This is a genomic window from Klebsiella sp. KP20-425-1 (genome assembly GCF_025813515.1).
Lineage (GTDB): Bacteria > Pseudomonadota > Gammaproteobacteria > Enterobacterales > Enterobacteriaceae > Klebsiella > Klebsiella pneumoniae.
In genome coordinates this window covers 5,027,350-5,053,520 of record NZ_CP109614.1, presented here as the reverse complement: position 1 = coordinate 5,053,520, position 26,171 = coordinate 5,027,350, and the positions used below count along the sequence as shown (strand labels likewise).

At 57.5% G+C, this 26,171-nt stretch carries 22 protein-coding genes and 4 tRNA genes; 19 read left to right on the top strand and 7 right to left on the bottom strand.

The annotated features are described in order from the left end of the window. Nucleotides 1–54 precede the first annotated feature (54 nt). The 3 genes from OHJ17_RS24625 to rhlB all read right to left on the bottom strand — a co-directional run bounded on the left by OHJ17_RS24625 (nt 55) and on the right by rhlB (nt 3,893). Complete coding sequence (locus OHJ17_RS24625; protein WP_002883211.1) at nt 55–981, bottom strand: LysR family transcriptional regulator; 927 nt, start codon at nt 979–981, stop codon at nt 55–57. Between the two features lie 19 nt (nt 982–1,000). Further along, nucleotides 1,001–2,509: a guanosine-5'-triphosphate,3'-diphosphate diphosphatase gene (gppA, locus tag OHJ17_RS24620; RefSeq protein ID WP_004150419.1), complete on the bottom strand. Its 1,509-nt coding sequence runs from the start codon at nt 2,507–2,509 to the stop codon at nt 1,001–1,003. A 118-nt stretch (nt 2,510–2,627) separates the two neighbouring features. Further along, nucleotides 2,628–3,893: an ATP-dependent RNA helicase RhlB gene (rhlB, locus tag OHJ17_RS24615; RefSeq protein WP_002883222.1), complete on the bottom strand. Its 1,266-nt coding sequence runs from the start codon at nt 3,891–3,893 to the stop codon at nt 2,628–2,630. 341 nt (nt 3,894–4,234) lie between these two features. Here rhlB and trxA point away from each other — a divergent pair, with 341 nt between their 5' ends. From trxA to OHJ17_RS24520, 19 genes are all read left to right on the top strand, one after another. Further along, nucleotides 4,235–4,564 carry a thioredoxin TrxA gene (gene trxA / locus OHJ17_RS24610; RefSeq protein WP_002883224.1) on the top strand — a complete coding sequence of 110 codons (330 nt, stop codon included), beginning with the start codon at nt 4,235–4,237 and terminating at the stop codon, nt 4,562–4,564. Between the two features lie 330 nt (nt 4,565–4,894). Then, nucleotides 4,895–6,154, top strand: coding sequence for a transcription termination factor Rho (gene rho / locus OHJ17_RS24605; protein ID WP_002883293.1), 1,260 nt, complete (start codon nt 4,895–4,897; stop codon nt 6,152–6,154). Nucleotides 6,155–6,394: 240 nt separating this feature from the next. After that, on the top strand, nt 6,395–7,498 hold the full coding sequence (gene wecA / locus OHJ17_RS24600; RefSeq protein ID WP_002883295.1) for a UDP-N-acetylglucosamine--undecaprenyl-phosphate N-acetylglucosaminephosphotransferase: 1,104 nt from the start codon (nt 6,395–6,397) through the stop codon (nt 7,496–7,498). 13 nt (nt 7,499–7,511) lie between these two features. After that, on the top strand, nt 7,512–8,558 hold the full coding sequence (wzzE, locus tag OHJ17_RS24595; protein WP_002883296.1) for an ECA polysaccharide chain length modulation protein: 1,047 nt from the start codon (nt 7,512–7,514) through the stop codon (nt 8,556–8,558). A 56-nt stretch (nt 8,559–8,614) separates the two neighbouring features. After that, nucleotides 8,615–9,745 carry a non-hydrolyzing UDP-N-acetylglucosamine 2-epimerase gene (gene wecB, locus OHJ17_RS24590; protein WP_002883297.1) on the top strand — a complete coding sequence of 377 codons (1,131 nt, stop codon included), beginning with the start codon at nt 8,615–8,617 and terminating at the stop codon, nt 9,743–9,745. After that, complete coding sequence (gene wecC / locus OHJ17_RS24585; protein WP_004186361.1) at nt 9,742–11,004, top strand: UDP-N-acetyl-D-mannosamine dehydrogenase; 1,263 nt, start codon at nt 9,742–9,744, stop codon at nt 11,002–11,004. The genes wecB and wecC overlap by 4 nt, the downstream gene beginning before the upstream one ends. Next, nucleotides 11,001–12,068: a dTDP-glucose 4,6-dehydratase gene (gene rffG, locus OHJ17_RS24580; RefSeq protein ID WP_002883303.1), complete on the top strand. Its 1,068-nt coding sequence runs from the start codon at nt 11,001–11,003 to the stop codon at nt 12,066–12,068. The genes wecC and rffG overlap by 4 nt, the downstream gene beginning before the upstream one ends. A gap of 18 nt (nt 12,069–12,086) precedes the next feature. Next, a complete protein-coding gene (rfbA, locus tag OHJ17_RS24575) occupies nt 12,087–12,968 on the top strand; it encodes a glucose-1-phosphate thymidylyltransferase RfbA (RefSeq protein WP_023301353.1) in 882 nt (293 codons plus the stop codon). Continuing rightward, nucleotides 12,946–13,620 carry a dTDP-4-amino-4,6-dideoxy-D-galactose acyltransferase gene (gene rffC, locus OHJ17_RS24570; RefSeq protein WP_004146507.1) on the top strand — a complete coding sequence of 225 codons (675 nt, stop codon included), beginning with the start codon at nt 12,946–12,948 and terminating at the stop codon, nt 13,618–13,620. The genes rfbA and rffC overlap by 23 nt, the downstream gene beginning before the upstream one ends. A 5-nt stretch (nt 13,621–13,625) precedes the next feature. Further along, nucleotides 13,626–14,756, top strand: a complete 1,131-nt coding sequence (rffA, locus tag OHJ17_RS24565) for a dTDP-4-amino-4,6-dideoxygalactose transaminase (RefSeq protein ID WP_250950032.1) — start codon at nt 13,626–13,628, stop codon at nt 14,754–14,756. A gap of 1 nt (nt 14,757) precedes the next feature. After that, the gene (wzxE, locus tag OHJ17_RS24560) at nt 14,758–16,008 is read left to right on the top strand and encodes a lipid III flippase WzxE (RefSeq protein ID WP_032433737.1); all 1,251 of its coding nucleotides are present in this window, start codon (nt 14,758–14,760) and stop codon (nt 16,006–16,008) included. Next, on the top strand, nt 16,005–17,081 hold the full coding sequence (locus OHJ17_RS24555) for a TDP-N-acetylfucosamine:lipid II N-acetylfucosaminyltransferase (protein WP_004146501.1): 1,077 nt from the start codon (nt 16,005–16,007) through the stop codon (nt 17,079–17,081). The genes wzxE and OHJ17_RS24555 overlap by 4 nt, the downstream gene beginning before the upstream one ends. Next, nucleotides 17,078–18,424, top strand: a complete 1,347-nt coding sequence (wzyE, locus tag OHJ17_RS24550; protein ID WP_004186365.1) for an ECA oligosaccharide polymerase — start codon at nt 17,078–17,080, stop codon at nt 18,422–18,424. Before OHJ17_RS24555 ends, wzyE begins: the two co-directional genes overlap by 4 nt. Before the next feature lie 11 nt (nt 18,425–18,435). Further along, nucleotides 18,436–19,176, top strand: a complete 741-nt coding sequence (gene wecG / locus OHJ17_RS24545) for a lipopolysaccharide N-acetylmannosaminouronosyltransferase (protein WP_004177935.1) — start codon at nt 18,436–18,438, stop codon at nt 19,174–19,176. Nucleotides 19,177–19,381: 205 nt separating this feature from the next. Beyond that, on the top strand, nt 19,382–20,767 hold the full coding sequence (thrP, locus tag OHJ17_RS24540; protein ID WP_002883322.1) for a bifunctional threonine/serine APC transporter ThrP: 1,386 nt from the start codon (nt 19,382–19,384) through the stop codon (nt 20,765–20,767). A gap of 102 nt (nt 20,768–20,869) precedes the next feature. Continuing rightward, a tRNA-Arg gene (locus OHJ17_RS24535) sits at nt 20,870–20,946 on the top strand. 55 nt (nt 20,947–21,001) lie between these two features. Next, nucleotides 21,002–21,077 (top strand) — tRNA-His (locus OHJ17_RS24530). A gap of 23 nt (nt 21,078–21,100) precedes the next feature. Beyond that, a tRNA-Leu gene (locus OHJ17_RS24525) sits at nt 21,101–21,187 on the top strand. A 42-nt stretch (nt 21,188–21,229) separates the two neighbouring features. Then, nucleotides 21,230–21,306 (top strand) — tRNA-Pro (locus tag OHJ17_RS24520). A gap of 461 nt (nt 21,307–21,767) precedes the next feature. On the opposite strand, the gene hemY is transcribed toward OHJ17_RS24520, so the two are convergent. The 4 genes from hemY to hemC are packed head-to-tail and all read right to left on the bottom strand — an operon-like array spanning nt 21,768 to nt 25,849. Further along, a complete protein-coding gene (gene hemY / locus OHJ17_RS24515) occupies nt 21,768–22,964 on the bottom strand; it encodes a protoheme IX biogenesis protein HemY (RefSeq protein ID WP_004150428.1) in 1,197 nt (398 codons plus the stop codon). A 3-nt stretch (nt 22,965–22,967) separates the two neighbouring features. Beyond that, on the bottom strand, nt 22,968–24,149 hold the full coding sequence (gene hemX, locus OHJ17_RS24510; RefSeq protein WP_004150429.1) for a uroporphyrinogen-III C-methyltransferase: 1,182 nt from the start codon (nt 24,147–24,149) through the stop codon (nt 22,968–22,970). A gap of 21 nt (nt 24,150–24,170) precedes the next feature. Further along, complete coding sequence (gene hemD / locus OHJ17_RS24505) at nt 24,171–24,911, bottom strand: uroporphyrinogen-III synthase (RefSeq protein WP_002883380.1); 741 nt, start codon at nt 24,909–24,911, stop codon at nt 24,171–24,173. After that, the gene (gene hemC, locus OHJ17_RS24500) at nt 24,908–25,849 is read right to left on the bottom strand and encodes a hydroxymethylbilane synthase (RefSeq protein ID WP_032433738.1); all 942 of its coding nucleotides are present in this window, start codon (nt 25,847–25,849) and stop codon (nt 24,908–24,910) included. Before hemC ends, hemD begins: the two co-directional genes overlap by 4 nt. Nucleotides 25,850–26,171: the final 322 nt, after the last annotated feature.

The following is a 26,171-nucleotide window of genomic DNA, read 5'->3' as shown; positions in this document are numbered from 1 at the left end:
ACCAAACGTAATAGGGGTTATTAATAAAACCAATACACGGGCGTATTTTGTTACTTAGATTTTAATAGAAGTACTCTGCTGTGCGGGATCGGCAAGCGTAGCGATCAGCGAGCGTAGCCAGATATGTCCGGGATCGCGGTGCAGCCGCTGATGCCAGACCTGACGGATGGCGATTTTGGCGAGGGGAAAAGGCAGCGGCCAGCTGCGGCAGGGATAGCGCCGGGTGATATGCCGCGCCACCTGTTCCGGGACGACGGCAATCATATCGCTTTCGGCCACCAGCTCACCGGTACCTAAAAAACTTGGTAACGTTAGCGCAATGCGCCGGGGCATGTGGTGCTCATCAAGCAGCTTATCCATATCGCCATGGGCAGTCCCCTCCACGCGGATCGCCAGATGCTTTTCCTGGCGCCAGTCTTCGGCGCGGAGCTGTGCGCGAATGCGAGGATGGTTTTCCGCAGCCAGGCAGACATATGATTGATCGAAGAGATGTTGCTGGTAGACGCTTTCCGGAAGCTGCGTCAGATAGCCGATCGCGAGATCGCATTTCCCGGATTCGAGGGCGTTGAGGGTCTGCTCATCCAGATTCTGTACCGTAAAGGTGATCCCGTCCGCCGCCTGCTGCTGGAGCGCAATTTGCAATAAAGGCAGCAGCGTCATTTGGCTGATATCGGTCATACCGATCGTAAAATTACGCTGGCTCTGCTGGGGAAGAAATTCAGGTTTGACCGCTAAATCGTTATCGGCAAGCTGGAGAAGAGTCGAGATGGTGGGGGCGATCGCGTCCGCTCGCGGCGTCGGGATCATCCGCTGCCCGACCCGGACAAACAGCGGGTCAGCAAAATGATCTCGTAGTTTTTTCAGCAAAAGGCTGCCGGTGGGCTGGCTGATATCGAGCGCGTCCGCTGCTGGGGAAACATTGCCCAAGCGGTAGAGCGCAGAGAAAAAGCGTAGCGATTTGAAATCCAGTTCTTCCCGCATCCGCCCTCCTGGCTGGATATTATTTCAGCGTATCGCCGCTGGCGACCCGAAGTATCCAGTGGACGTAGCTTTGCCACTGACACTCCTGATCGACCATCTCCCGACCCAGCGGATGTTCATCCAGCCAGTTTCCCGGCAATATCAGCGTCAGTTGTTCGTCTTGAGCGGTCAGCTGAATGGCGGGCAACAGATCGTCGCGCCGCCGGCTGGCAAACAGGATTGCCAGTCGCAGCAGACGACACAGATGCTCAGCCACCCGCGGCGGGACGGCATTCTGTTGATGAAGCGAAGAGAGGTCGATAGCGTTAGTCTGGTTAAGGAGCAGCGTGGCAATCAGCTTCTTCTGCGCCGGGGTAAACCCCGGCAGGTCGAGGTTATTGACCAGATAGGCGGCGTGCTGCGGCGCGCGCTTAAAATCCACGCTCAGCCCAATCTCATGCAGCGCACAGGCGCTAAGGAGTAAATCACGGCTTAGCGGATCCAGCTCCCAGCTGCCATCCAACTGACTGAGCAGATGACTGGCAAGGCCGCCGACGCGCTGGGCCTGTTCGGTGTCGATCATAAAACGACGCTGAATATTACGCAGCGTGCGGCTGCGGATGTCCTGCTCAACGGAGAGATGCAGCATGCCGTACACCAGGCCTTCGCGTAACGCGCCGCCCGCGAGGGTCATACACTGAATATTCAGTTCGCTGAAGATAGCGATCAGGATCGCCAGCCCGCTAGGAAACACCAGCGCCCGCTCAAGGGTTAAGCCTTCGATCTCCAGCTCTTCCAGACGTCCGCACTGGATAGCGCGCTGTTTAAGCTGCTGGAGTTTGGCGAGGGTGATTCGTTCATCCATCCCCTGCGCCATCATAATTTCCTGCAGAGCCTGAACGGTGCCGGAGGCGCCAACGCACACTTTCCATCCGTGATAGCGCAGCACATCGGCGACGGGCAGTAGTACCTCGCGCGCAGCCGCTTCGGCGAGATCGAAATTCTCTTTCGTCAGACTACGGTCGGCAAAATAGCGTTCAAGCCAGGTGACACAGCCCATCGACAGGCTAAACAGCGAGGTTGTTTGTGCGCCGGTCCCGGTCACCAGCTCGGTGCTGGCGCCGCCGATATCGACCACCAGGCGCTGATCGGCGCCGCCGGTGGTGTGGGCGACACCCTGGTAAATCAGGCGCGCTTCTTCTTCGCCGCTGATCACTTGCACTGGAGTGCCGAGGATCTCCTGCGCTTTCGCCAGAAACTCCCCCGCATTGACGGCAAGACGCAGCGTGGCGGTGGCCACGACGCGGATTTGCGTCGGCGGAATATCCTGCAGGCGCTCGGCAAACAGGCGTAAGCACTGCCAGCCCCGTTCCATCGCTTCTGCGGAGAGGGTGTTGTCGCTATTCAGGCCGGCGGCCAGTCGAACCTTACGCTTAATGCGGCTCAGCGTCTGGATGCTGCCCGCCACCTCGCGCACCACCAACATATGGAAACTATTGGAGCCCAAATCAATGGCGGCATATAGCGAGGTGGAGCTCATACTCTTCATCGTTCAGAAGGCTCCCTGGTCGGTGGGGCGCTTAGGCCCGATCCACATCACTGAGCGGGTCGCCAGAGGAAGGTCGCCCTGGCAGATTCTGAATGACTGAGCGTATGGCATAGATCTCTTAACCTGAACGACGACGATTGCGCGGTGGACCGTTACGGCGCGGGCCGTTGCCTGGGCGCGCACGGGTCAGACGCAGCGGCTTAGGCAGGTCGGTCATCAGCGCGTCCGGGTTGTACTTACTGACCGGAATTGAGTGACCAATATAGGTTTCGATCGCCGGCAGATTCAGCGCATACTCTTCGCAGGCGAGGCTAATGGAGTGACCGCTGGCGCCAGCGCGACCGGTACGGCCGATGCGGTGAACGTAATCTTCGCAGTCGTCCGGCAGATCGTAGTTAAAGACGTGAGTCACGGCCGGAATATGTAAGCCACGGGCGGCAACATCGGTCGCGACCAGAATATCGAGGTCGCCACGGGTAAATTCTTCGAGAATGCGCAGACGTTTTTTCTGCGCCACGTCGCCGGTCAGCAGACCTACGCGATGGCCGTCGGCGGCGAGATGGCCCCAGATATCTTCGCAACGGTGCTTGGTATTGGCGAAAACGATGGCGCGATCGGGCCACTCTTCTTCCAGCAGCGTCTGCAGCAGGCGCATTTTTTCTTCATTGGAAGGGTAGAAGAGCTCTTCTTTAATACGGTGGCCTGTCTTCTGTTCCGGCTCGACTTCAACGTACTCGGCGTTATTCATTTGTTCGAACGCCAGTTCGCGGACGCGATAAGAAAGGGTCGCGGAGAACAGCATGTTCAGGCGCTGAGTGGCCGGCGGCATGCGGCGGAACAGCCAGCGGATATCTTTAATAAAGCCGAGATCGTACATGCGATCGGCTTCGTCCAGCACGACAACCTGAATGGCGCCGAGGTTAATGTGGTTCTGCTTCGCGTAATCGATCAGACGACCAGTGGTGCCGATCAGAATATCGACGCCGCTTTCCAGCACTTTCAACTGCTTATCGTAGCCGTCGCCGCCGTAAGCCAGACCCAGCTTCAGACCGGTGGCCTGCGCCAGTGGCTCAGCGTCGGCGTGGATCTGTACCGCCAGTTCACGCGTCGGCGCCATAATCAGCGCGCGCGGTTGGTTAACCTGGCGATCGGCGATAGCCGGGTGAGAGAGAAGATAATGAAACGTTGACGTCAGGAACGCCATCGTTTTACCGGTACCGGTTTGCGCCTGCCCGGCGACATCGCGGCCTTCCAGCGTCAGCGGAAGGGCGAGGGCCTGAATGGGTGTGCAATTATGAAACCCTTTCTTTTCAAGGGCTTCAATGACTGCCGGGTGCAGGGCGAAGTCGGAAAACTTCTGTTCTGTTAAATGTGTTTTGCTCATAGTGTGGTAGAATATCAGCTAACTATTGCATTAAGAAAGCGTATCCGGTGAAATAACGTCAACCTTTCGTTGGCGGTGTACGAAATTATTCAAGGTACGTCTACGGTAACTGAACGAATCCAGGATAGCTTAGACTACTAAGCGAGTCGGGAGCGATAAATCTGCAGCATGCAGTTCGCGTTCGGGCACCCTGGCGTCAACAGGCGAGTCCATGATGGATTGCGCCAGTTGGCAGGCCAGAGAATTGAGGTATCCTGAAGAATAGCGTGCATAACGTAGCCGCAGCGCGTCGTTGATGGCTACGACACCAACACACCAGGCTTATTCCTGTGGAGTTAAATATGAGCGATAAAATTATTCACCTGACTGACGACAGTTTTGACACGGACGTACTCAAGGCTGACGGGCTGACCCTCGTCGATTTCTGGGCAGAGTGGTGTGGTCCGTGCAAAATGATCGCCCCGATTCTGGATGAGATCGCTGAAGAGTATCAGGGCAAACTGACCGTAGCTAAGCTGAACATTGACCAGAACCCGGGCACTGCGCCGAAATACGGCATTCGCGGTATCCCAACCCTGCTGCTGTTTAAAAACGGCGAAGTGGCGGCCACTAAAGTTGGCGCACTGTCCAAGGGTCAGCTGAAAGAGTTCCTCGACGCTAACCTGGCGTAAGCGAATTGCTGTTCCGGCGTCCAGATTCCTATTTTTTGCGGAACTCTGGACGCCCGGCTGGAGTCGTGCTAAGTTAATCCACAGACTTCGTTTTAAACATACCTTGTTTGAATCTTGTTTTACCCGAAGCATCCCGCATAAATGCGCGTGAAGTTAATAATTCCGGGCTTTTCACTCATTCCGTCTAGTCGTTTCAGTTCTGCGTTCTTTCCTGTGACCAGGCAACGTACAGACACGAGATGAAGGCCGTTAACAGGCATGGAAGTTCCTGCCATACCATTCACAACATTAAGTTCGAGATTTACCCCGAGTTTAAGAACCCACACCACTATGAATCTTACCGAATTAAAGAATACGCCGGTTTCTGAGCTGATTACTCTCGGCGAAAATATGGGGCTGGAAAACCTGGCTCGTATGCGTAAGCAGGATATTATTTTTGCCATCCTCAAGCAGCATTCGAAGAGTGGCGAAGATATCTTTGGCGACGGCGTACTGGAGATACTGCAGGATGGATTTGGATTCCTCCGCTCCGCAGACAGCTCCTACCTCGCCGGCCCTGACGACATCTACGTATCCCCCAGCCAAATCCGCCGTTTCAACCTCCGCACTGGTGACACCATTTCCGGTAAGATTCGTCCTCCGAAAGAGGGTGAACGTTACTTTGCGCTGCTGAAAGTTAACGAAGTTAACTACGACAAGCCGGAAAACGCGCGTAACAAGATCCTGTTCGAGAACTTAACGCCGCTGCACGCGAACTCTCGCCTGCGTATGGAGCGTGGTAACGGTTCTACCGAAGACTTAACCGCTCGCGTACTGGATCTGGCCTCCCCGATTGGCCGCGGCCAGCGTGGTCTGATCGTCGCGCCGCCGAAAGCCGGTAAAACCATGCTGCTGCAGAACATCGCGCAGAGCATCGCATACAACCACCCGGACTGTGTCCTGATGGTACTGCTGATCGACGAACGTCCGGAAGAAGTGACCGAGATGCAGCGTCTGGTGAAAGGTGAAGTGGTTGCTTCCACCTTTGACGAGCCGGCATCCCGTCACGTGCAGGTTGCCGAGATGGTTATTGAGAAAGCGAAACGTCTGGTTGAACACAAGAAAGACGTTATCATCCTGCTCGACTCTATTACCCGTCTGGCGCGTGCCTACAACACCGTGGTTCCGGCTTCCGGTAAAGTGTTGACCGGTGGTGTGGACGCCAACGCCCTGCACCGTCCGAAGCGTTTCTTTGGTGCGGCACGTAACGTCGAGGAGGGCGGTAGCCTGACCATCATCGCCACGGCGCTGATCGACACCGGTTCCAAAATGGACGAAGTTATCTACGAAGAGTTTAAAGGCACCGGTAACATGGAACTGCACCTCTCTCGTAAGATTGCTGAAAAACGCGTCTTCCCGGCTATCGACTACAACCGTTCCGGTACCCGTAAAGAAGAGCTGCTTACCACTCAGGAAGAGCTGCAGAAAATGTGGATCCTGCGCAAAATTATCCATCCGATGGGTGAGATTGATGCGATGGAATTCCTCATCAATAAGCTGGCAATGACCAAGACGAATGATGACTTCTTCGATATGATGAAGCGCTCGTAAGGTAAAAAAAGCCAAAAACGCCACGCCTTTGCGTGGCGTTTTCATTTTTGGGTTTGTATGATCCAGAGACAGAGAAAGCGGGACGAAAGTTGTCGTATAATGGCGCCGGATAGCAGGCGGAGACAGCTTTAACAGACTAAAATCTATACAATAAATTTGTAATGTTCTGCTTTTCCCCTTCTGGAGTTGGGGCATCATCGCTATACTTCCCGGATTAACTATGCTGAGAGCACATGCGTTGTGAATTTACTCACTGCTATTACTGAATTAATCAGTATTTTCTTATTCACGACCCTCTTTATTTTTGTCGCGCGGAAAGTGGCAAAAAAGATCGGGTTAGTGGATAAACCCAACTATCGCAAACGGCATCAGGGGTTGATACCGTTGGTCGGTGGTATCTCAGTTTATGCAGGTATCTGTTTCACTTTCGCCATCGCCGATTATTATATTCCTCACGCCTCGCTGTATCTGGCCTGCGCGGGGGTATTGGTGCTGGTTGGCGCGCTTGACGATCGCTTCGACATCAGCGTGAAAATTCGCGCGGTCATTCAGGCCGCGATCGCCGTGATTATGATGATGGCAGGGAATCTGCATCTGAGTAGTTTGGGCTTTATTTTTGGCTCGTGGGAACTGGTGCTGGGGCCCTTCGGCTTCTTCCTGACGCTGTTTGCCGTCTGGGCCGCTATCAATGCGTTCAACATGGTCGATGGTATCGACGGCCTGCTCGGCGGACTGTCATCGGTCTCTTTTGCGGCGACCGGGATTATCCTTTGGTTTGATGGTCAGTACAGCCTGGCGATGTGGTGTTTCGCGATGATCGCCGCCATTCTACCCTATATTCTTCTCAATCTTGGCGCCCTCGGCCGCCGCTATAAAGTCTTTATGGGTGACGCCGGCAGCACGATGATTGGCTTCACCATCATCTGGATCCTGCTGGAAACCACGCAAGGTAAAACGCATCCCATTAGCCCGGTGACCGCGCTGTGGATTATCGCTATCCCGCTGATGGACATGGTGGCGATTATGTATCGCCGCCTGCGCAAAGGCATGAGTCCTTTCTCACCGGACCGTCAGCATATTCATCATTTGATCATGCGCGCCGGGTTTACTTCCCGCCAGGCGTTTGTCCTGATTACCCTGGCCGCCGCCCTGCTGGCGCTGGTTGGCGTCGTGGCGGAGTACACCCGCATTGTGCCGGAATGGGTGATGTTAATTCTCTTTTTGGTAGCCTTCTTTCTTTATGGCTACTGTATTAAGCGCGCCTGGAAAGTGGCGCGCCTGGTTAAGCGCATCAGACGCAGAATTCGGCGACACAGCGGCAATAATCCGAAACTAACCAAGTAGAGCTGGGGATGTGATGACTCAACCATTACCGGGAGCACAAGCAGTGAACGTTGAGAACGAGCTGGATATTCGCGGGCTGTTTCGCGCTTTATGGGCAGGAAAAGGCTGGATAGTCGGCGGCGCCGTACTCTTCGCCGCCATCGTGCTGGTGTACACCTTCTTTGCTCGCCAGGAGTGGAGCGCCACGGCGATCACCGATCGGCCTACTGTCAATATGTTGGGGGGATACTATTCCCAACAGCAGTTCTTACGCAATCTGGACATTAAAGCCGACCTCGCCTCGGTCGACCAGCCTTCCGCCATGGATGAAGCGTATAAAGAGTTCATCATGCAGCTGGCCTCCTGGGATACCCGGCGCGATTTCTGGCTGCAAACGGACTACTACAAGCAGCGTCAGTCGGGTAATGCCCGCGCTGATGCGGCGATGCTGGATGACCTGATTAACAATATCCAGTTTATGCCAGGTGATGCGGCCAAGAGCATTAACGACAGCGTCAAACTGACCGCCGAGACCGGGCAGGATGCCAATAATCTGTTGCGTCAGTATGTGGCCTTCGCCAGCCAGCGGGCGGCAGGCCATCTTAACGACGAACTTAAAGGCGCCTGGGCGGCGCGGACGGTGCAGATGAAGGCGCAGGTGAAGCGCCAGGAAGAGGTGGCCGAGGCCATCTTCAACCGCCGGACGCACAGCGTGGAGCAGGCGCTGAAGGTGGCTCAGCAGCACAATATTTCACGTAGCGAAACGGATGTTCCTGCCGATCAGTTGCCGGATTCAGAGCTATTTTTATTGGGCAGGCCGATGCTGCAGGCCAGGCTGGAAAACCTGCAGGCCGTCGGGCCGGAATATGACCTCGATTACGACCAGAACCGCGCCATGCTGAGCACGTTGAACGTCGGTCCAACGTTAGATCCGCGTTTTCAGACTTACCGGTATTTGCGGACGCCGGAAGAACCTGTAAAACGCGATAGCCCGCGCCGTGTATTTCTGATGGTGATGTGGGGGATTGTGGGTGCGCTCATCGGCGCAGGCGTGGCGTTATCGCGTCGTCGTGTCCTGTGATTGCGGCCTGTGGTGAAGGGCAGATGACCTTCATCGCCTAATCGAAGAGAATCGATGTGAAAGTACTAACTGTATTTGGCACGAGGCCGGAAGCCATCAAGATGGCGCCTCTGGTCCATGCGCTGGCAAAGGATCCTCATTTTGAGGCGAAAGTATGCGTGACCGCGCAGCATCGGGAGATGCTCGATCAGGTGTTGAAACTTTTCTCTATTGTCCCGGACTACGATCTCAACATCATGAAGCCGGGGCAGGGGCTGACCGAGATCACCTGTCGCATCCTTGAAGGGCTGAAGCCGGTGCTGGAGTCGTTTAAACCCGACGTGGTGCTGGTGCATGGCGATACCACCACCACCATGGCGGCGAGCCTGGCGGCGTTTTACCAGCGGATACCGGTGGGTCACGTAGAGGCCGGCCTGCGCACCGGCGATTTAAGTTCGCCGTGGCCGGAAGAAGGCAACCGTACGTTGACCGGCCATCTGGCGACATACCATTTCGCCCCCACGGAAACCTCGCGGCAGAATCTGCTGCGGGAAAATATTGCCGACAGTCGGATCACGGTTACCGGGAATACGGTCATTGATGCCCTGTTCTGGGTGCGGGATCGGGTGCTGGGTGATGAAGCGCTACGGGAGACCCTGCTGCAGCGCTATCCTTTCATCAGCCATGGTAAAAAGATGATTCTGGTTACCGGCCACCGGCGGGAAAGCTTTGGGCTCGGTTTTGAACAGATCTGCCAGGCGCTGGCCGAGATAGCCCATACCCACCCTGAGGTGCAGATTGTCTATCCGGTTCACCTGAATCCTAATGTCAGCGAGCCGGTGAATCGTATTCTTGGTCATATTGACAATGTGATGTTGATTGAACCGCAGGATTACCTGCCGTTCGTCTGGCTGATGGATCGCGCCTGGCTGATCCTGACCGATTCCGGCGGCATTCAGGAAGAGGCCCCCTCGCTGGGTAAGCCGGTGCTGGTCATGCGCGATATGACCGAACGTCCGGAAGCGGTGGCCGCCGGCACCGTGTGTCTGGTGGGCACCGACAGCCAGCGCATCGTCGCGGAAGTGACGCGACTGCTGGAGGATGATGCTGCATACCAGGCGATGAGCCGCGCGCATAATCCCTATGGCGATGGCGAAGCATGTCGTCGCATTTTGTCTGCACTTAAAAATAATCAGGTAACGCTATGAGTTTTTCTACCATTTCAGTGATTGGCCTTGGCTATATCGGGCTGCCAACCGCTGCCGCGTTCGCCTCCCGGCAGAAGCGGGTGGTCGGCGTTGATGTTAATCAACATGCCGTGGAGACCATTAACCGTGGAGAGATTCATATCGTGGAGCCAGATCTGGCGAGCGTGGTGAAGACCGCGGTCGAGCAGGGGTATTTAAGCGCCACCACCACCCCGGTGGAGGCGGATGCTTACCTGATTGCCGTGCCGACGCCGTTTAAAGATCGCCACGAGCCGGATATGGTGTTTGTCGAGTCGGCCGCCAAATCTATTGCGCCGACGTTAAAGAAAGGGTCGCTGGTGATCCTCGAGTCCACTTCGCCGGTCGGGTCGACCGAACAGATGGCCGAGTGGCTGGCGGAGATGCGCCCGGATCTTAGCTTCCCCCAGCAGGTGGGTGAAGCGGCGGACGTGAATATCGCCTACTGCCCGGAGCGGGTATTGCCCGGTCAGGTGATGGTCGAGCTGATTAAAAACGACCGTGTTATCGGCGGCATGTCGCCGGTCTGCTCCGCTCGCGCCAGCGAGCTGTATAAAATCTTCCTTGAAGGCGAATGCGTGGTGACCAACTCGCGCACCGCCGAGATGTGCAAGCTGACGGAAAACAGCTTCCGCGACGTCAACATCGCTTTTGCCAACGAGCTGTCGCTGATTTGCGCCGACCAGGGGATTAACGTCTGGGAGCTGATCCGCCTGGCGAACCGCCATCCGCGCGTCAATATCCTGCAGCCGGGCCCGGGTGTTGGCGGCCACTGTATCGCCGTCGACCCATGGTTTATCGTGGCGCAAAACCCGCAGCAGGCGCGTCTGATCCGCACCGCTCGCGAGGTCAACGACCACAAGCCGGAATGGGTTATCGAACAGGTGAAAGCGCAGGTGGCGGACTGCCTGAATGCCACCAACAAGCGGGCCAGCGAACTGACGATCGCCTGTTTTGGCCTCGCTTTTAAACCGAATATTGACGACCTGCGCGAAAGTCCGGCGATGGAAATTGCCGCGCAGATTGCCCGCTGGCACAGCGGCACGACCCAGGTGGTTGAGCCCAACATTCACGCGCTGCCGAAGAAACTCGATGGACTGTGTACGCTGGCGACCCTTGAGGCGGCGCTGGCCAGCGCCGATGTGCTGGTGATGCTGGTCGATCATAACCAATTTAAAGCCGTTAGCGGCGATAGCGTCACCCAGGCGTTTATCGTCGACACCAAAGGAGTGTGGCGGTGAGAACCATTCTGGTCACCGGCGGCGCGGGTTTCATTGGTTCGGCGGTAGTGCGGGAGATTATCCAGCACACCGCCGATCGCGTGGTGGTGGTGGATAAACTGACCTACGCCGGCAATTTAATGTCGCTGGCGCCGGTGGCGCAGGATGCGCGTTTCGCCTTTGAACAGGTGGATATCTGCGACCGCGCCGAGCTGGATCGCATTTTTCGTCAGCATCAACCGGATACGGTGATGCACCTGGCGGCGGAAAGCCATGTCGATCGTTCGATTGACGGCCCGGCGGCGTTTATCGAGACCAATATCGTGGGCACCTATACGCTGCTGGAGGCGGCCCGTAGCTGGTGGAATACCCTGGCTACGGCGCAAAAATCGGCGTTTCGCTTCCATCACATCTCCACCGATGAAGTGTATGGCGATCTGCACGGCAGCGATGATTTCTTTACCGAGACCACGCCCTATGCGCCAAGCAGCCCCTATTCGGCTTCGAAAGCCAGCAGCGACCACCTGGTGCGCGCCTGGCTGCGAACCTATGGCCTGCCGACGCTTATCACCAACTGCTCAAATAACTACGGCCCGTATCACTTTCCCGAGAAGCTGATCCCGCTGACGATCCTTAACGCGCTGGCGGGCAAGCCGCTGCCGGTGTATGGCAATGGACAACAGATCCGCGACTGGCTGTACGTGGAAGATCACGCCAGAGCGCTGTATCTGGTGGCGACCCGCGGCGAACCGGGCGAAACTTACAATATCGGCGGTCATAACGAACGGAAAAATATCGAGGTGGTGGAAACCATTTGTCAGCTGCTGGAAGAGCTGGCGCCGGATAAGCCGCAGGGCGTGGCGCACTATCGCGATCTGATCGCCTTCGTTGCCGATCGTCCGGGCCACGATCTGCGCTATGCCATTGATGCCTCGAAGATTGCCCGCGAGCTGGGCTGGACGCCGGCAGAGACTTTCACCTCCGGTATGCGTAAGACCGTGGCGTGGTATCTGGCGAACGAGGCCTGGTGGCGTCAGGTTCAGGACGGAAGCTATCAGGGCGAGCGTCTTGGGCTGCAAAGCTAATCATCTCTGGGGGGAATGATGAAAGGTATTATTCTGGCGGGCGGTTCCGGAACGCGGCTACATCCCATCACCCGCGGCGTATCGAAGCAGCTGTTGCCGATCTACGATAAGCCGATGATCTACTACCCGCTGTCGGTATTAATGCTGTCCGGGATCCGTGAGATCCTGATTATCACCACGCCGGACGACCTACGTGATTTCCAGCGCCTGCTCGGCGATGGCTCAGAGTTTGGCATTGCGCTGCACTATGCCGTACAGCCGACGCCGGATGGTTTAGCCCAGGCGTTTATCATCGGCGAAGCCTTTCTTAACGGCGAACCGGCGTGTCTGGTGTTAGGCGACAATATCTTCTTCGGCCAAAGCTTTAGCCCGAAGCTGCGCAGCGTCGCTGCCCGCACGGAAGGGGCGACGATTTTTGGCTATCAGGTGATGGATCCTGAGCGCTTTGGCGTGGTGGAGTTTGATGATAACTTCCGTGCGCTATCGCTGGAAGAGAAGCCGAAGCAGCCGAAGTCGAACTGGGCGGTCACCGGTCTCTATTTCTACGATGGCAAGGTGACGGAGTATGCCAAACGGGTCAAACCATCCGAGCGCGGCGAGCTGGAAATCACCTCCATCAACCAGATGTATCTGGAGGATGGCGCATTGACTGTCGAACTGCTTGGACGCGGCTTTGCCTGGCTGGACACCGGCACCCACGATAGCCTGATCGAGGCCAGCATGTTCGTGCAGACCGTCGAGAAGCGCCAGGGCTTTAAAATCGCCTGTCTGGAAGAGATCGGCTGGCGTAACGGCTGGCTGGACGACGACGGCGTCAAACGTGCGGCGAAGCGGCTGGAAAAAACCGGCTACGGCCAATATCTGCTGGATCTGCTCCGTGCCCGTCCGCGCCAGTATTGACCCCCTGGAGTGGGAGAACCGCTTCTTTGCCGTGAACAGCGCGATCGTGCGCTTTGACGAGCACGCGCCGCGGCTGACGCCTGAGGCGCTGGCGGGGTGGTCGCGAGTGCAGGCGAAGATCGCCGCCAGCGACACCGTCCGGCTGGACGCGCTGCAGCGGCTGGGTTTTCAGCTGGTGGAAGGTGAGGTCGATCTGGCGCTGCCGGTGGGCAGCCCTGCAGATGCCGGCGCAGACGTCGCCGTGGAAGCGGATATTGCGCCGCTGCGCGAGCAGGCGGCGCAGGCATTTGCCATGAGCCGCTTTCGCGCGCCCTGGTACGCTGCCGACGCCAGCGGCCGCTTCTATGCCCAGTGGATTGAAAATGCGGTGCGCGGCACCTTCGATCATCAGTGCCTGATTTACCGCCATCCTGAGGGCGATATTCGCGCCTTTGTCTCCCTGCGGCAGATCACTGCGACCGAAGCGCGTATCGGCCTGCTGGCCGGACGCGGCGCCGGGGCGCAGTTGATGCAGGCGGCGCGGTACTGGGCCGCCTCGCGCGGACTTTCTACACTGCGGGTGGCGACCCAGATGGGCAACACCGCCGCGCTTAAACGTTATATTCTCAGCGGTGCTAACGTGGAAAGCACCGCCTACTGGCTATACAGGTGACCCCCATGATCCCATTTAACGCGCCGCCGGTGGTTGGAACCGAGCTTGATTACATGCAGTCTGCGATGAACAGCGGCAAGCTGTGCGGCGACGGCGGCTTTACGCGCCGCTGCCAGCAGTGGGTGGAGCAGCGATTTGGCACGGCAAAAGCGCTACTGACCCCTTCCTGCACGGCTTCGCTGGAGATGGCCGCGCTGCTGCTGGATATCCAGCCGGGCGACGAAGTGATTATGCCCAGCTATACCTTTGTCTCCACCGCCAACGCCTTTGTGCTGCGCGGGGCGAAAATCGTCTTCGTTGATATCCGTCGCGATACGATGAATATCGACGAAACGCTCATCGAAGCCGCCATCACCGATAAAACCCGGGCGATTGTCCCGGTGCATTATGCCGGCGTAGCCTGCGAGATGGACACCATCATGGCCATCGCCGACAAATACAACCTGTTTGTGGTGGAAGACGCCGCGCAGGGGGTGATGTCCACCTACAAGGGGCGCGCGCTGGGCACCATCGGCCATATCGGCTGCTTCAGCTTCCATGAAACCAAAAACTACACCGCCGGCGGTGAGGGCGGGGCGACGCTGATCAACGATCGCACGCTGGTGGAACGCGCGGAGATTATTCGCGAAAAAGGCACCAACCGCAGCCAGTTCTTTCGCGGCCTGGTGGATAAATATACCTGGCGGGACATTGGCTCCAGCTATCTGATGTCCGACCTGCAGGCCGCCTATCTGTGGGCGCAGCTGGAAGCGGCGGAGCGCATCAACCAGCAGCGCCTGGCCCTGTGGCAGAACTACTATGATGCGCTGCTGCCGCTGGCGCGCGCCGGGCGTATCGAACTGCCGACGGTTCCGGCCGACTGCGGGCAAAACGCGCACATGTTCTACATTAAGCTGCGCGATATCGAGGATCGCAGCAGACTGATCGCCTGGCTGAAAGAGGCGGAGATCCTCGCGGTATTCCATTACATTCCCCTGCACAGCTGCCCGGCAGGCGAACAGTTCGGCGAATTCCGCGGTGAAGACCGCTACACCACTCAGGAGAGCGAGCGTCTGGTACGCCTGCCGCTGTTTTACAATCTGTCTGTGGTGAATCAGCGGACGGTGATTAACTCGCTGCTGAGCTACTTCTCCTGATATGTCGTTAGCAAAAGCCTCACTGTGGACGGCGGCATCGACGCTGGTCAAAATCGGCGCCGGTCTGCTGGTCGTCAAGCTGCTGGCCGTCTCGTTTGGGCCGGCGGGCGTTGGCCAGGCCGGTAACTTCCGGCAACTGGTCACCGTACTCGGCGTGCTGGCCGGGGCCGGGATATTTAATGGCGTCACGAAGCTGGTGGCGCAGCATCACGACGATCCCCCGCGCCTGAAGCAGGTGGTGGGCACCTCGTCGGCGATGGTGCTTGGCTTTTCCACCCTGCTGGCGCTGGTATTTTTACTGGCGGCGGCGCCGATAAGCCAGGGGCTGTTCGGCCATACGCACTATCAGGGGCTGGTACGCCTGGTGGCGCTGGTGCAGATGGGGATCGCCTGGGCGAATTTCCTGCTGGCGCTGATTAAAGGCTTTCGCGATGCGGCGGGTAACGCCTTCTCGCTGATTGCCGGGAGCCTGATCGGCGTGGCGGCTTACTATGCTTGCTACGTGTTGGGAGGTTATCAGGGCGCGCTGCTGGGGCTGGCGTTAGTTCCAGCGCTGGTGGTGGTCCCGGCGGGTATTATGCTCTGGCGGCGGGGTAATATCCCGCTGAGCGCCCTGCGTCCGCGCTGGGATAACGGTCTGGCGGGACAGCTATCGAAATTTACCCTGATGGCGCTGATAACCTCGGTGACCCTGCCGGTAGCCTATGTGATGATGCGTAATCTGCTGGCGGCGCATTACGGCTGGGAGGCGGTCGGGATCTGGCAGGGGGTGAGCAGCATCTCCGATGCCTACCTGCAGTTTATTACCGCCTCGTTTAGCGTCTATCTGCTGCCGACGCTGTCGCGGCTGAGCGCCAAAACGGATATCACCCGCGAGATTGGCAAGTCGCTGAAATTCGTCCTGCCGGCAGTAGCGGCGGCGAGCCTGACGGTCTGGCTGCTGCGCGATTTTGCCATCTGGCTGCTGTTTTCCGATCGCTTTACCGCGATGCGCGACCTGTTCGCCTGGCAGTTGGTGGGCGACGTTTTAAAAGTTGGCGCTTACGTCTACGGCTATCTGGTGATCGCCAAAGCGTCGCTGCGTTTTTATATTCTGACGGAAATCAGCCAGTTCGCACTGCTGACCGCATTCTCACACTGGCTTATACCGGCGCACGGCGCGGTTGGCGCGGCGCAGGCATATATGGCCACTTATATTGTTTATTTCGCCCTTTGTAGTGGCGTGTTTTTACTCTGGCGTAAACGGGCATGACAGCACTGATACATGTACTGGGATCGGATATCCCGCATCATAACCAGACCGTACTGCGGTTCTTTAACGACGAACTGGCCGCCGACCCGCAGGCCAGGAGATTTATGATCGTCGGTGATGAGGCCAGCGTGCGTGATGGGTATCCGGCGCTGGATGTCACCTGTTATCCGGGGAAAAAGGCGCTGGCGCAGGCAGTGATTGCTACCGCGAAAGCCAACCGCCAGCAGCGCTTTTTCTTCCACGGCCAGTTCAATACCGGGCTGTGGCTGGCGCTGTTGAGCGGCGGCATCCGCCCGTCGCAGTTTAACTGGCATATCTGGGGGGCGGATCTGTATGAAAATTCTGCCAGCCTGAAGTTTCGCCTGTTCTATCCGCTGCGCCGTATGGCGCAGGGGCGGGTAGGGCGCGTTTTCGCCACCCGCGGCGATCTCAGCTGGTTCGCTAACCGCCATCCGCGCGTCCCGGGCGAGCTGCTCTACTTCCCGACCCGTATGGATCCGGCGCTGAATACCCTGGCCGATAACGCTCCGCGCGGTGATACCCTGACTATTCTGGTCGGCAACTCCGGGGATCGCAGCAATGAACATATTGCCGCGCTGAAGGCAATCCATCAGCAGTTTGGCGATACGGTAAACGTCATCGTGCCGATGGGCTATCCAGCGAAAAACGACGCCTATATCAATGAGGTTCGCGAGGCGGGGGCGGCGCTGTTTAGCGGTGAGCATCTGCAGATCCTCAGCGAGAAGCTGGAGTTTCATGATTATCTGGCGCTGCTGCGCCGCTGCGATCTGGGCTATTTTCTGTTTGCCCGCCAGCAGGGGATCGGCACCCTGTGTCTGCTGATTCAGGCGGGCATCCCCTGCGTGCTCAATCGGGAAAACCCGTTCTGGCAGGATATGGCCGAGCAGCATGTGCCGGTGCTGTTCACCAGCGACGCGCTGGACGTCAGCGTGGTGCGCGAAGCGCAGCGTCAGCTGGCGAGCGTGGATAAATCCGCTATCGCCTTCTTCCGGCCGAACTATCTGACGGGCTGGCGGCGGGCGCTACGGTTAGCGGCGGAGGGGCAGGCATGACGTTAATGCAATTTAGCGGGCTGCTGGTGGTCTGGCTGCTGTCGACGCTGTTCATCGCCACCGCCACCTGGTTTGAGTTCCGTCGGGTACGCTTTAACTTCAACGTTTTTTTCTCGTTGCTGTTTCTGCTGACCTTTTTCTTCGGCTTCCCGCTGACCAGTATTCTGGTGTTTCGCTTTGACGTCAGCGTGGCGCCGCCGGAGATTTTGCTGCAGACGCTGCTGATCGCGGTGTGCTTCTACGCAGTCTACTACGTGACCTATAAAACGCGGCTGCGTTCGGCATCGCGTGAGGTTGCGCATCGCCCGCTGTTTACCATGAACCGGGTGGAAACCCATCTGGCGTGGGGCATTTTGATGGGGCTGGCGCTGCTGTGCGTCGGCATCTTCTTCGCCCACAACGGTTTCCTGCTGTTTAAGCTCAACTCCTACAGCCAGATTTTCTCTGCTGAAGTGTCCGGCGTGGCGTTGAAGCGCTTCTTTTACTTCTTTATTCCGGCGATGCTGGTGGTCTATTTTCTGCGCCAGGATTATAAGGCGTGGATCTTCTTCCTCGTCAGCACGGTGGCCTTTGGTTTGCTGACCTACGCCATCGTCGGCGGGACGCGCGCCAATATCATCATCGCCTTCGCCATCTTTCTGTTCATCGGTATTATTCGCGGCTGGATCAGCCTGTGGATGCTGGCTGCGGCGGGTGTGCTGGGTATTGTCGGCATGTTCTGGCTGGCGCTGAAGCGCTACGGGATGAACGTCAGCGGCGACGAAGCGTTTTATACCTTTCTGTATCTCACGCGCGACACCTTCTCACCGTGGGAGAACCTGGCGCTGCTGCTGCAGAACTACGACAAGATCGATTTCCAGGGGCTGGCGCCGATGATCCGCGATTTCTACGTCTTTATCCCCAGCTGGCTGTGGCACGGTCGCCCGACGATGGTGCTCAATACCGCCAACTACTTTACCTGGGAAGTATTAAACAACCATTCGGGGCTGGCGATTTCGCCGACGCTGATTGGCTCGCTGGTGGTGATGGGCGGCGTCTGGTTCGTACCGCTGGGCGCCGTGGCGGTAGGGTTGATTATTAAATGGTTCGACTGGCTGTATGAGCTGGGCAACCGGGAGAGCAATCGCTATAAAGCGGCTATCCTGCACAGTTTCTGTTTCGGCGCTATCTTCAACATGATAGTGCTGGCGCGCGAGGGGCTGGATTCGTTCGGCTCCCGCGTGGTGTTTTTCCTCGTGATCTTTGGTATCTGCTTGCTGGCGGCGAAACTGCTGTACTGGTTCCTGGATAGCGTGGGACTGATTCATAAGCGCGTAAAACCGCTTTCGCAACCGCAAGTCTGAGAAGGATGGACATGACTGGGACCATTTCCGCGCCGTTGTACCTGTTAAGAGGGCTGCAGCTCATAGGCTGGCGCGATATGCCGCACGCTCTGGATTATTTGTTTGCCGACGGCGCGCTCCGGGAGGGGACGCTGGTGGCCATTAATGCTGAGAAAATGCTGGCCGTAGAAGATAACCCGGAGGTACGGGCGCTGATTGAGGCGGCGGAGTTTAAATATGCCGATGGCATCAGCGTGGTGCGTTCGCTGCGCAAAAAATACCCGCAGGCCCAGGTATCCCGCGTCGCCGGGGCCGATCTCTGGGAAGCGTTAATGCAGCGCGCTGGCGCTGAAGGGACACCGGTGTTTTTGGTTGGTGGTAAACCTGAGGTCCTGGCGCAGACAGAATCCAGGCTGCGTCAGCGCTGGCAGGTGAACATCGTCGGCAGCCAGGACGGTTATTTCACCCCTGAGCAACGCCAGGCATTGTTCGAACGCATTCGCGACAGCGGGGCGAAAATCGTCACCGTCGCGATGGGGTCGCCGCGCCAGGAGATCTTCATGCGCGACTGCCGGCGCCTGTATCCGCACGCGCTGTATATGGGCGTCGGCGGCACTTACGATGTTTTTACCGGGCACGTCCATCGGGCGCCGAAGTTCTGGCAGGATCTGGGGCTGGAGTGGTTCTATCGCCTGCTTTTGCAGCCGAGCCGCATCAAGAGACAGTTCCGCCTACTGCGCTATTTACGTTGGCATTATTCCGGTAAGCTCTGATATTCCACTGCAACCAGGCGAGTTTGCATACATATTCTGTGTAATCTCTTCACTCGCCTGATACTTTATTTGCCATTTCCGCAAAATTAATTAACCATTCGCAGGCTTCATACGCGCCGGGGAGACCTGCGCGTCGGCAAGGCTATGGTTTCAGTTAATAACAATAACCGGGAGTACCCGGAATACGGCAAACACAAGAGGATATATGACTGAGAAAAAAGCGGAGCTCCAGCGTGGACTGGAGGCCCGGCATATTGAACTGATCGCCCTTGGCGGGACGATTGGCGTGGGGTTGTTTATGGGGGCGGCCAGTACCTTGAAATGGGCTGGGCCTTCCGTGCTGCTGGCGTATATTATCGCTGGCCTGTTCGTCTTTTTCATTATGCGCTCAATGGGCGAAATGCTGTTCCTTGAGCCTGTCACTGGCTCCTTCGCGGTGTATGCGCATCGCTATATGAGCCCCTTCTTCGGCTATCTGACCGCGTGGTCCTACTGGTTTATGTGGATGGCGGTGGGGATCTCGGAGATTACCGCCATCGGGGTCTATGTGCAGTTCTGGTTCCCGGAGATGGCGCAGTGGATCCCGGCGTTAATTGCTGTGGGACTGGTGGCGCTGGCGAACCTTGCGGCGGTCCGGCTATACGGTGAAATCGAGTTCTGGTTCGCCATGATAAAAGTGACCACCATTATCGTGATGATCGTCGTGGGTCTGGGCGTCATTTTCTTCGGCTTTGGCAACGGCGGCCACTCCATCGGTTTTGGTAATCTCACCGAACATGGTGGTTTCTTTGCTGGCGGCTGGAAGGGCTTCCTGACGGCGCTGTGTATCGTGGTCGCGTCCTATCAGGGGGTGGAGCTCATCGGCATTACCGCAGGTGAAGCGAAAAACCCGCAGGTGACGCTGCGCAGCGCGGTGGGCAAAGTGCTGTGGCGAATCCTGATTTTCTACGTCGGCGCGATTTTTGTTATCGTCACTATCTTCCCGTGGGATCAAATCGGCTCCAACGGCAGCCCGTTCGTACTGACGTTTGCCAAGATCGGTATTACCGCGGCGGCGGGAATTATCAACTTCGTGGTGCTGACGGCAGCGCTTTCCGGCTGCAACAGCGGAATGTACAGCTGCGGACGTATGCTGTACGCCCTGGCGAAGAACCGTCAGCTGCCGGCGGCGATCGGTAAGGTATCGCGCAACGGCGTTCCGTCCGTCGGTGTGGCGCTGTCGATTCTGATCCTGCTGGTGGGCTCCTGCCTGAATTACATTATTCCTAATCCGCAGCGGGTGTTCGTCTATGTCTATAGCGCCAGCGTCCTGCCGGGGATGGTGCCCTGGTTTGTGATCCTGATTAGTCAGCTGCGTTTCCGTCGTGTGCATCAGGCGGCGATTGCCAGCCATCCGTTCCGTTCGCTGCTGTTTCCGTGGGCCAACTATTTCACGATGGCCTTCCTGATCTGCGTGCTGGTCGGGATGGGACTGAATGATGAAACCCGCATGTCGCTCTTCGTCGGCATTATTTTTCTGGCCGCCGTCACCCTGATTTATAAGGTGTTTGGCCTCGGAAGACAGGGGCAAGTCAATAATACGGCTGAATAACCGTCAAAACGAACAAAGCATGAGCAAACGATAATTTTCTTTAAAAAGGCACTAGACAGCGGGGTAGGAAGTCCGTATTATCCGACCCCGCAACGGCGCTAAGCGCCCGTAGCTCAGCTGGATAGAGCGCTGCCCTCCGGAGGCAGAGGTCTCAGGTTCGAATCCTGTCGGGCGCACCATTAACCCGGTGCTGGAGCTGCGGTGGTTTTAATACCGCGTAAAAGGTTTGCAGTGGTGGCTATAGCTCAGTTGGTAGAGCCCTGGATTGTGATTCCAGTTGTCGTGGGTTCGAATCCCATTAGCCACCCCATTATTTGATAGAGTTGTGAATTTGCGAAGGTGGCGGAATTGGTAGACGCGCTAGCTTCAGGTGTTAGTGTTCTTACGGACGTGGGGGTTCAAGTCCCCCCCCTCGCACCACGACTTTAACGAATTGAACTAAAAATTCAAAAAGCAGTATTTCGGCGAGTAGCGCAGCTTGGTAGCGCAACTGGTTTGGGACCAGTGGGTCGGAGGTTCGAATCCTCTCTCGCCGACCAATTTTGAACCCCGCTTCGGCGGGGTTTTTTGTTTTCTGCTGCCGTCCGCCATCTCTTATTTCTCTGATCTTGCTGATAAAAAATCTTCTCTTTGCTTAAGAATACGCGTCAGGAAAACTCTCAATTCATCACTGTGGTAGATGCAATTTCCCCGGATCCTGTGCGATAATAACCGGGTAGATGCTCATTCCATCTCTTATGTTCGCCTTCGTGCCTCATAAACTCCGGAATGATGCAGAGCCGTTCTTACGGTGCTTATCGTCCACTGACAGATGTCGCATTTATGCCTCATCAAACACCATGGACATTACGTTGAGTGAAGCACCCAATTTGTTGTCAAACAGACCTGTTTTAACGCCTGCCCTGATTTCAGCGCAGGCGTTTTTTTCTTTCAGGGATCCGTCAATGCGAAGGCGGGGGAGAAGGGCTATCGCCCCGCAGGAGGCGATAGCCATGCCAGGTTATGGCTGAGGATTATTCTGCAGCGTCAGCAGCAGTCCATCGCGGCGCATAGCGGCGGCTTCTTCCGGCTGATGCAGACGGTCCAGGGCATCCGCCAGCCAGGCGTAATCAAAGGCATCCGGACGCTGCTTAAGCGCGGCGCGGAAGGCGATGCTGGCCTCCTGCCATTCGCCGTGCCGCATCAGCGACTGGCCCAGGGTGCTCCACAGCAGCGGACGGTCGCCAACGGCTTTGATCTGCTGGCGCAGCACTTTCTCCAGCTGTTCCGGGTTATTGGTCTTCAGACGCGGGATCGGCATCACCAGACGGTCATCATACTGTTTCTTCAGACCATCAATGATAATTTGCTGCGCGGTATCGTGATCGTCGCTCTCGATGAGGCGCTCGGCCATCGCCACCTGTAGCGGCACCAGCGCCCGCGTTTTACGGCTCTGGTTGCGCCACCATTCGCGTAGTCCTTCGCTGCCGCCATCGGCCAGCGCTTTATCCATCAGGCCAACCCAGGCCAGCTGTTCCAGCGCCGCACGGTGCGCTTCATCGCCGACGTTAGCTTTCGCCATCGACGGAATGATGTCCAGCAGCGACTGCCAGGCGCCGGTGCGGGTGTATGCCTGTTCGGCGAGGCGCAGCACTTCCGGATGACGCGGGGTAATTTCCAGCAGCTTATCGATGCCATGGCGCGCGGCGTGATTTTCATTACGAGCCAGCTGCAGGCGAACGCGAGTGATTTCCACCGGGATCAGGTCATCGCCCGCCAGCTCGGTGGCGCGCTCCAGATGCTGGTTGGCCCGCGCTTCATCGCCGCGCTGCTGGGCCGCTTCCGCCGCCAGCAGATAGTTCACCACCGGCTGTTCGGCGTGATCGGCATTTTTCGCCATCAGCTTCTCAACCTGCTGGTAATCACCTTCCGCCAGCTTAAGCAGCGCCTGCTCGGTTTGCTTACGCGCGCGACGGCGTTTACGGCCGACAAACCAGCCGCGCGTATGCGCCCCGGTGCGGAAAATGCGGCGCAGCAGCCATTCAATGGCGAACAGCACCACCATGGCGAGGATCAGGATGATCACCAGCCCGGTCACGCTGGTCTCGATATTGTAATTATCGGTCTGGATCAGGACGTAGCCCTGATGCCCGGCGATCATCGGGCCGAGCACGATCCCGGCGATCAACAGTGCGAAGAGTAAAAGAATTTTCAGCATGCGTTACTCTCCTTGCGGCGCAGCGGGGGCGGCCGGCGCAGCAGGTGCGGGCGAAGGCGCGCCGCCCGCTGTAACGGCAGGCTGCGCCATCAGGTTGCGCACTCGGGTCTGCATCAGTTTTTCCAGCAACGCCTGGCTCTGCAGCGTTTCCGGCACCGTCATGGTAATGCTTTGCTGACTGAGCTTATCCACCTCGTCGAGGAAGGCTTTGGTGGTGGCGTCATCGGTATCATAATAGGCGCGTACCCAGGTCGAGACGTTATCCAGCGACTGTTTCCAGGTCTCTTCCTGATGGCGCGGAACTGCCTGCGCGGCGACCAGCAGGCGAGAGCGAATATTTTCCCGCAGATAGATATCCTGATTCGGCGCCAGCAGCGGGACCGCCGTTTCATCGCGGCGGCGCACGGTGATAAAGCTGTCCATAAAGTTCTGCCAGCTTTTCTGCAGGTTGACGCGCCATTCGCTGATAGAACTGGAAAGCTCATCGCTATCAGCGTCCATCGGCGAATCGTCATCGTTATTATCTGCCAGCCGCAGGTTATCGATTTGGTTCGCCAGCTGATTAACCTTGAGGATCATGCCGTCATAGTCCACCTGGCTTACCGCGGAGAGGGTGGCGATGTCGTCGGTGATCGCCCGGCGGGCGCCGATGAGGCTTGGGTCGTTCATGTCGGCGAGGCTGGCGTCAGCGCTTTTCAGCAGCGCGGCGGCGGTGGTGACATCCTGATCGCTCCACAGCTTACGTCCTGCCAGCTTGACGAGGAAGTCGGCCTGGGCCAGCAGCCAGGTTTTGGCATCGCTACCGGAAATCACCGCCACTTTTTGCTGCAGCTCATCCAACTGTTTGGCCAGCGTCTCCTGCTGGTGTTTGGCTTCGTTTAGCTGGTCGGCCTGCTGTTTGATAACACCTTCCAGTTCACTTTTTTGATTTTCCTGCGCTTTTTGCAGCGCCGCGACCTGGCTTGCTAATTCAGAGGTAGTTGCGTTTTGCCGCGTGGCCTGTTGTTTGTTCAGACCATACAGGCCGATGCCGGCGGCTATCGCAATGGCGATAGCGATCGCGCTGAGCGCCAGGCTGGTTTTATTGCCTGCCTTCTTCTTCTCAGTATTCTCTGGCTGTGGTGTGGTCTCCACGGCCTCCCTGGTCTCTTCAACCACGGCGGATTGATTTTGTTGTTCCGTCATTATGGCTTCCAATGTTGAGAGTTATTGTAATGCGCGTAGCAGCGCATCGTTGTCGGCGCTATCGGCAACCTGAATCTCCTGCCAGCCCAGTTCCCGGGCCTGAAGGGCCAGACGTTCGCTGACAACGACAACGCGGCAGTGCAGGAGCCACTGTTCGCGATACCATTGCGGTATTAACGACCATAGCTGCTGCAGCATCTCGCCGCTGGTGACCACCAGCGTGGTGACTCCGCGAGATTGCCAGCGCATCGCTTCTTCTGCGCCATCGTAATGTTTTGCACTACGTTGATAACATTCACAAAATGTGACCCTGGCGCCGCGCTCGGTCAGCGTCGCGCCTAAGAGTTCCCGCCCGCCATTGCCGCGTAGGATCAGCGCATTTTTCCCGGCAATGTTTTGTAATTCAGGTAATTGTAGCAAGACTTCGCTAATTTCCCGATCTAACGGGTAATGGATATGCTGCCCACTGACCGTATGGAGGGCCAGCGCCGTCGTGCGGCCAATGGCAAAATAGCGCGGAGAAGTGGGCCAGGGCAGGCCCTGCTGCTGCAGACGGGCATGGGCGAATTCCACCGCATGCTGGGATAGCGCAAATAGCAGATCGTCGGGACCCAGTCGGGCAAGCGCATCGCCCAGCGCGGGAAGCTCCCTGCCGGGCGTAAATTCTATCAGCGGAAAGCTCCAGGCCACGCGTCCCATGGCCCGCAGACGGCTGACCAGCGCTTCTCCTTGCGGTAGTGGACGAGTGACCAGGATGCTCATCGCGGGGCTTCTCCATCATAAACCGCCGCGAGAATCTCGCGGGCGCCATTATCCAGAAGCTCTTCCGCCAGCGAGATGCCGAGGGCTTCCGCTTGTTCCGCTGGCCCGCGTCGTTCGCCGCGCACCAGCTGTGAACCATCCGGAGCGCCAACCAGCGCCCGCAGCCACAGTTCCCCGTCCTTCAGTTCCGCATAGCTGCCGATCGGCACCTGGCAGCCGCCTTCGAGGCGGGTGTTCATCGCCCGCTCGGCGCGCACGCGCACCGCCGTTTCCGTATGGTTGAGAGGCTCTAACAGCCCCCGGGTCCATGCATCATCAAGACGGCATTCGATGCCGACCGCGCCCTGGCCGACCGCCGGCAGAGATTGCTCAGGCGACAGCGGCTGGCGAATACGCGCTTCCAGCTGCAGGCGCTTCAGGCCGGCGGCGGCGAGGATGATGGCGTCGTACTCGCCGTTATCCAGCTTACTCAGCCGGGTACCGACGTTACCGCGCAGAGAGCGGATCGCCAGGTCCGGACGGGTGGCGGCCAGCTGGCACTGACGGCGTAAACTTGACGTGCCAACGACGCTGCCGGCCGGCAGTTCGTCAATCGAGGCATAGCGATTGGAGACAAACGCGTCGCGCGGATCGTCGCGCTCGCAGATAGTCACCAGCCCCAGGCCCTCCGGGAATTCCACCGGCACATCTTTCATCGAATGGACGGCGATATCGGCGCGCCCTTCGAGCATGGCGAGCTCTAACTCTTTCACAAATAAGCCTTTGCCCCCCACCTTTGCCAGCGGAGTATCAAGGATGACATCCCCGCGCGTGACCATCGGCACCAGCTCGACCTTCAGTCCGGGATGCGCTTGTTCCAGGCGCGCTTTAACATACTGCGCCTGCCATAGCGCAAGCGGGCTTTGCCGTGTGGCAATTTTCAAAACTTTGTCTAACATGCTTGTTACCGTCATTATCGACCACTATCCATCCTAACATTGTTGTCTTACGGATGTTAGTTTTCACGGTTTATGTGGGAGGTGGCTCCGGCCCACTCTTTTTTAACCTTTCATGCGCGTGGCGGTTGCCGGAGGCGTAGTGAGGAATTTACAGGTAATAAACGGTGCTACACTTGTATGTAGCGCATCTTTCTTTACGGTCAATGAGCAAGGTGTTAAATTGATCACGTTTTAAACCATTTGTCAGTCCGCTGCTCATCACAACCACACCGACGACGAATGGTGACGGTTTTTGTTGAAATACTGAAATCCTCCGTACTAT

Bases quoted from the DNA above. Each gene is read 5' to 3' on its own strand.
- rho (WP_002883293.1), top strand. From the start codon at position 4,895: ATGAATCTTACCGAATTAAAGAATACGCCGGTTTCTGAGCTGATTACT.
- hemC (WP_032433738.1), bottom strand. From the start codon at position 25,849: ATGTTAGACAAAGTTTTGAAAATTGCCACACGGCAAAGCCCGCTTGCG.
- wecC (WP_004186361.1), top strand. From the start codon at position 9,742: ATGAGTTTTTCTACCATTTCAGTGATTGGCCTTGGCTATATCGGGCTG.
- hemD (WP_002883380.1), bottom strand. From the start codon at position 24,911: ATGAGCATCCTGGTCACTCGTCCACTACCGCAAGGAGAAGCGCTGGTC.
- rfbA (WP_023301353.1), top strand. From the start codon at position 12,087: ATGAAAGGTATTATTCTGGCGGGCGGTTCCGGAACGCGGCTACATCCC.
- wecG (WP_004177935.1), top strand. From the start codon at position 18,436: ATGACTGGGACCATTTCCGCGCCGTTGTACCTGTTAAGAGGGCTGCAG.
- OHJ17_RS24555 (WP_004146501.1), top strand. From the start codon at position 16,005: ATGACAGCACTGATACATGTACTGGGATCGGATATCCCGCATCATAAC.
- wzxE (WP_032433737.1), top strand. From the start codon at position 14,758: ATGTCGTTAGCAAAAGCCTCACTGTGGACGGCGGCATCGACGCTGGTC.
- trxA (WP_002883224.1), top strand. From the start codon at position 4,235: ATGAGCGATAAAATTATTCACCTGACTGACGACAGTTTTGACACGGAC.
- rhlB (WP_002883222.1), bottom strand. From the start codon at position 3,893: ATGAGCAAAACACATTTAACAGAACAGAAGTTTTCCGACTTCGCCCTG.
- wzyE (WP_004186365.1), top strand. From the start codon at position 17,078: ATGACGTTAATGCAATTTAGCGGGCTGCTGGTGGTCTGGCTGCTGTCG.
- rffA (WP_250950032.1), top strand. From the start codon at position 13,626: ATGATCCCATTTAACGCGCCGCCGGTGGTTGGAACCGAGCTTGATTAC.
- gppA (WP_004150419.1), bottom strand. From the start codon at position 2,509: ATGAAGAGTATGAGCTCCACCTCGCTATATGCCGCCATTGATTTGGGC.
- hemY (WP_004150428.1), bottom strand. From the start codon at position 22,964: ATGCTGAAAATTCTTTTACTCTTCGCACTGTTGATCGCCGGGATCGTG.
- hemX (WP_004150429.1), bottom strand. From the start codon at position 24,149: ATGACGGAACAACAAAATCAATCCGCCGTGGTTGAAGAGACCAGGGAG.
- thrP (WP_002883322.1), top strand. From the start codon at position 19,382: ATGACTGAGAAAAAAGCGGAGCTCCAGCGTGGACTGGAGGCCCGGCAT.
- wzzE (WP_002883296.1), top strand. From the start codon at position 7,512: ATGACTCAACCATTACCGGGAGCACAAGCAGTGAACGTTGAGAACGAG.
- OHJ17_RS24625 (WP_002883211.1), bottom strand. From the start codon at position 981: ATGCGGGAAGAACTGGATTTCAAATCGCTACGCTTTTTCTCTGCGCTC.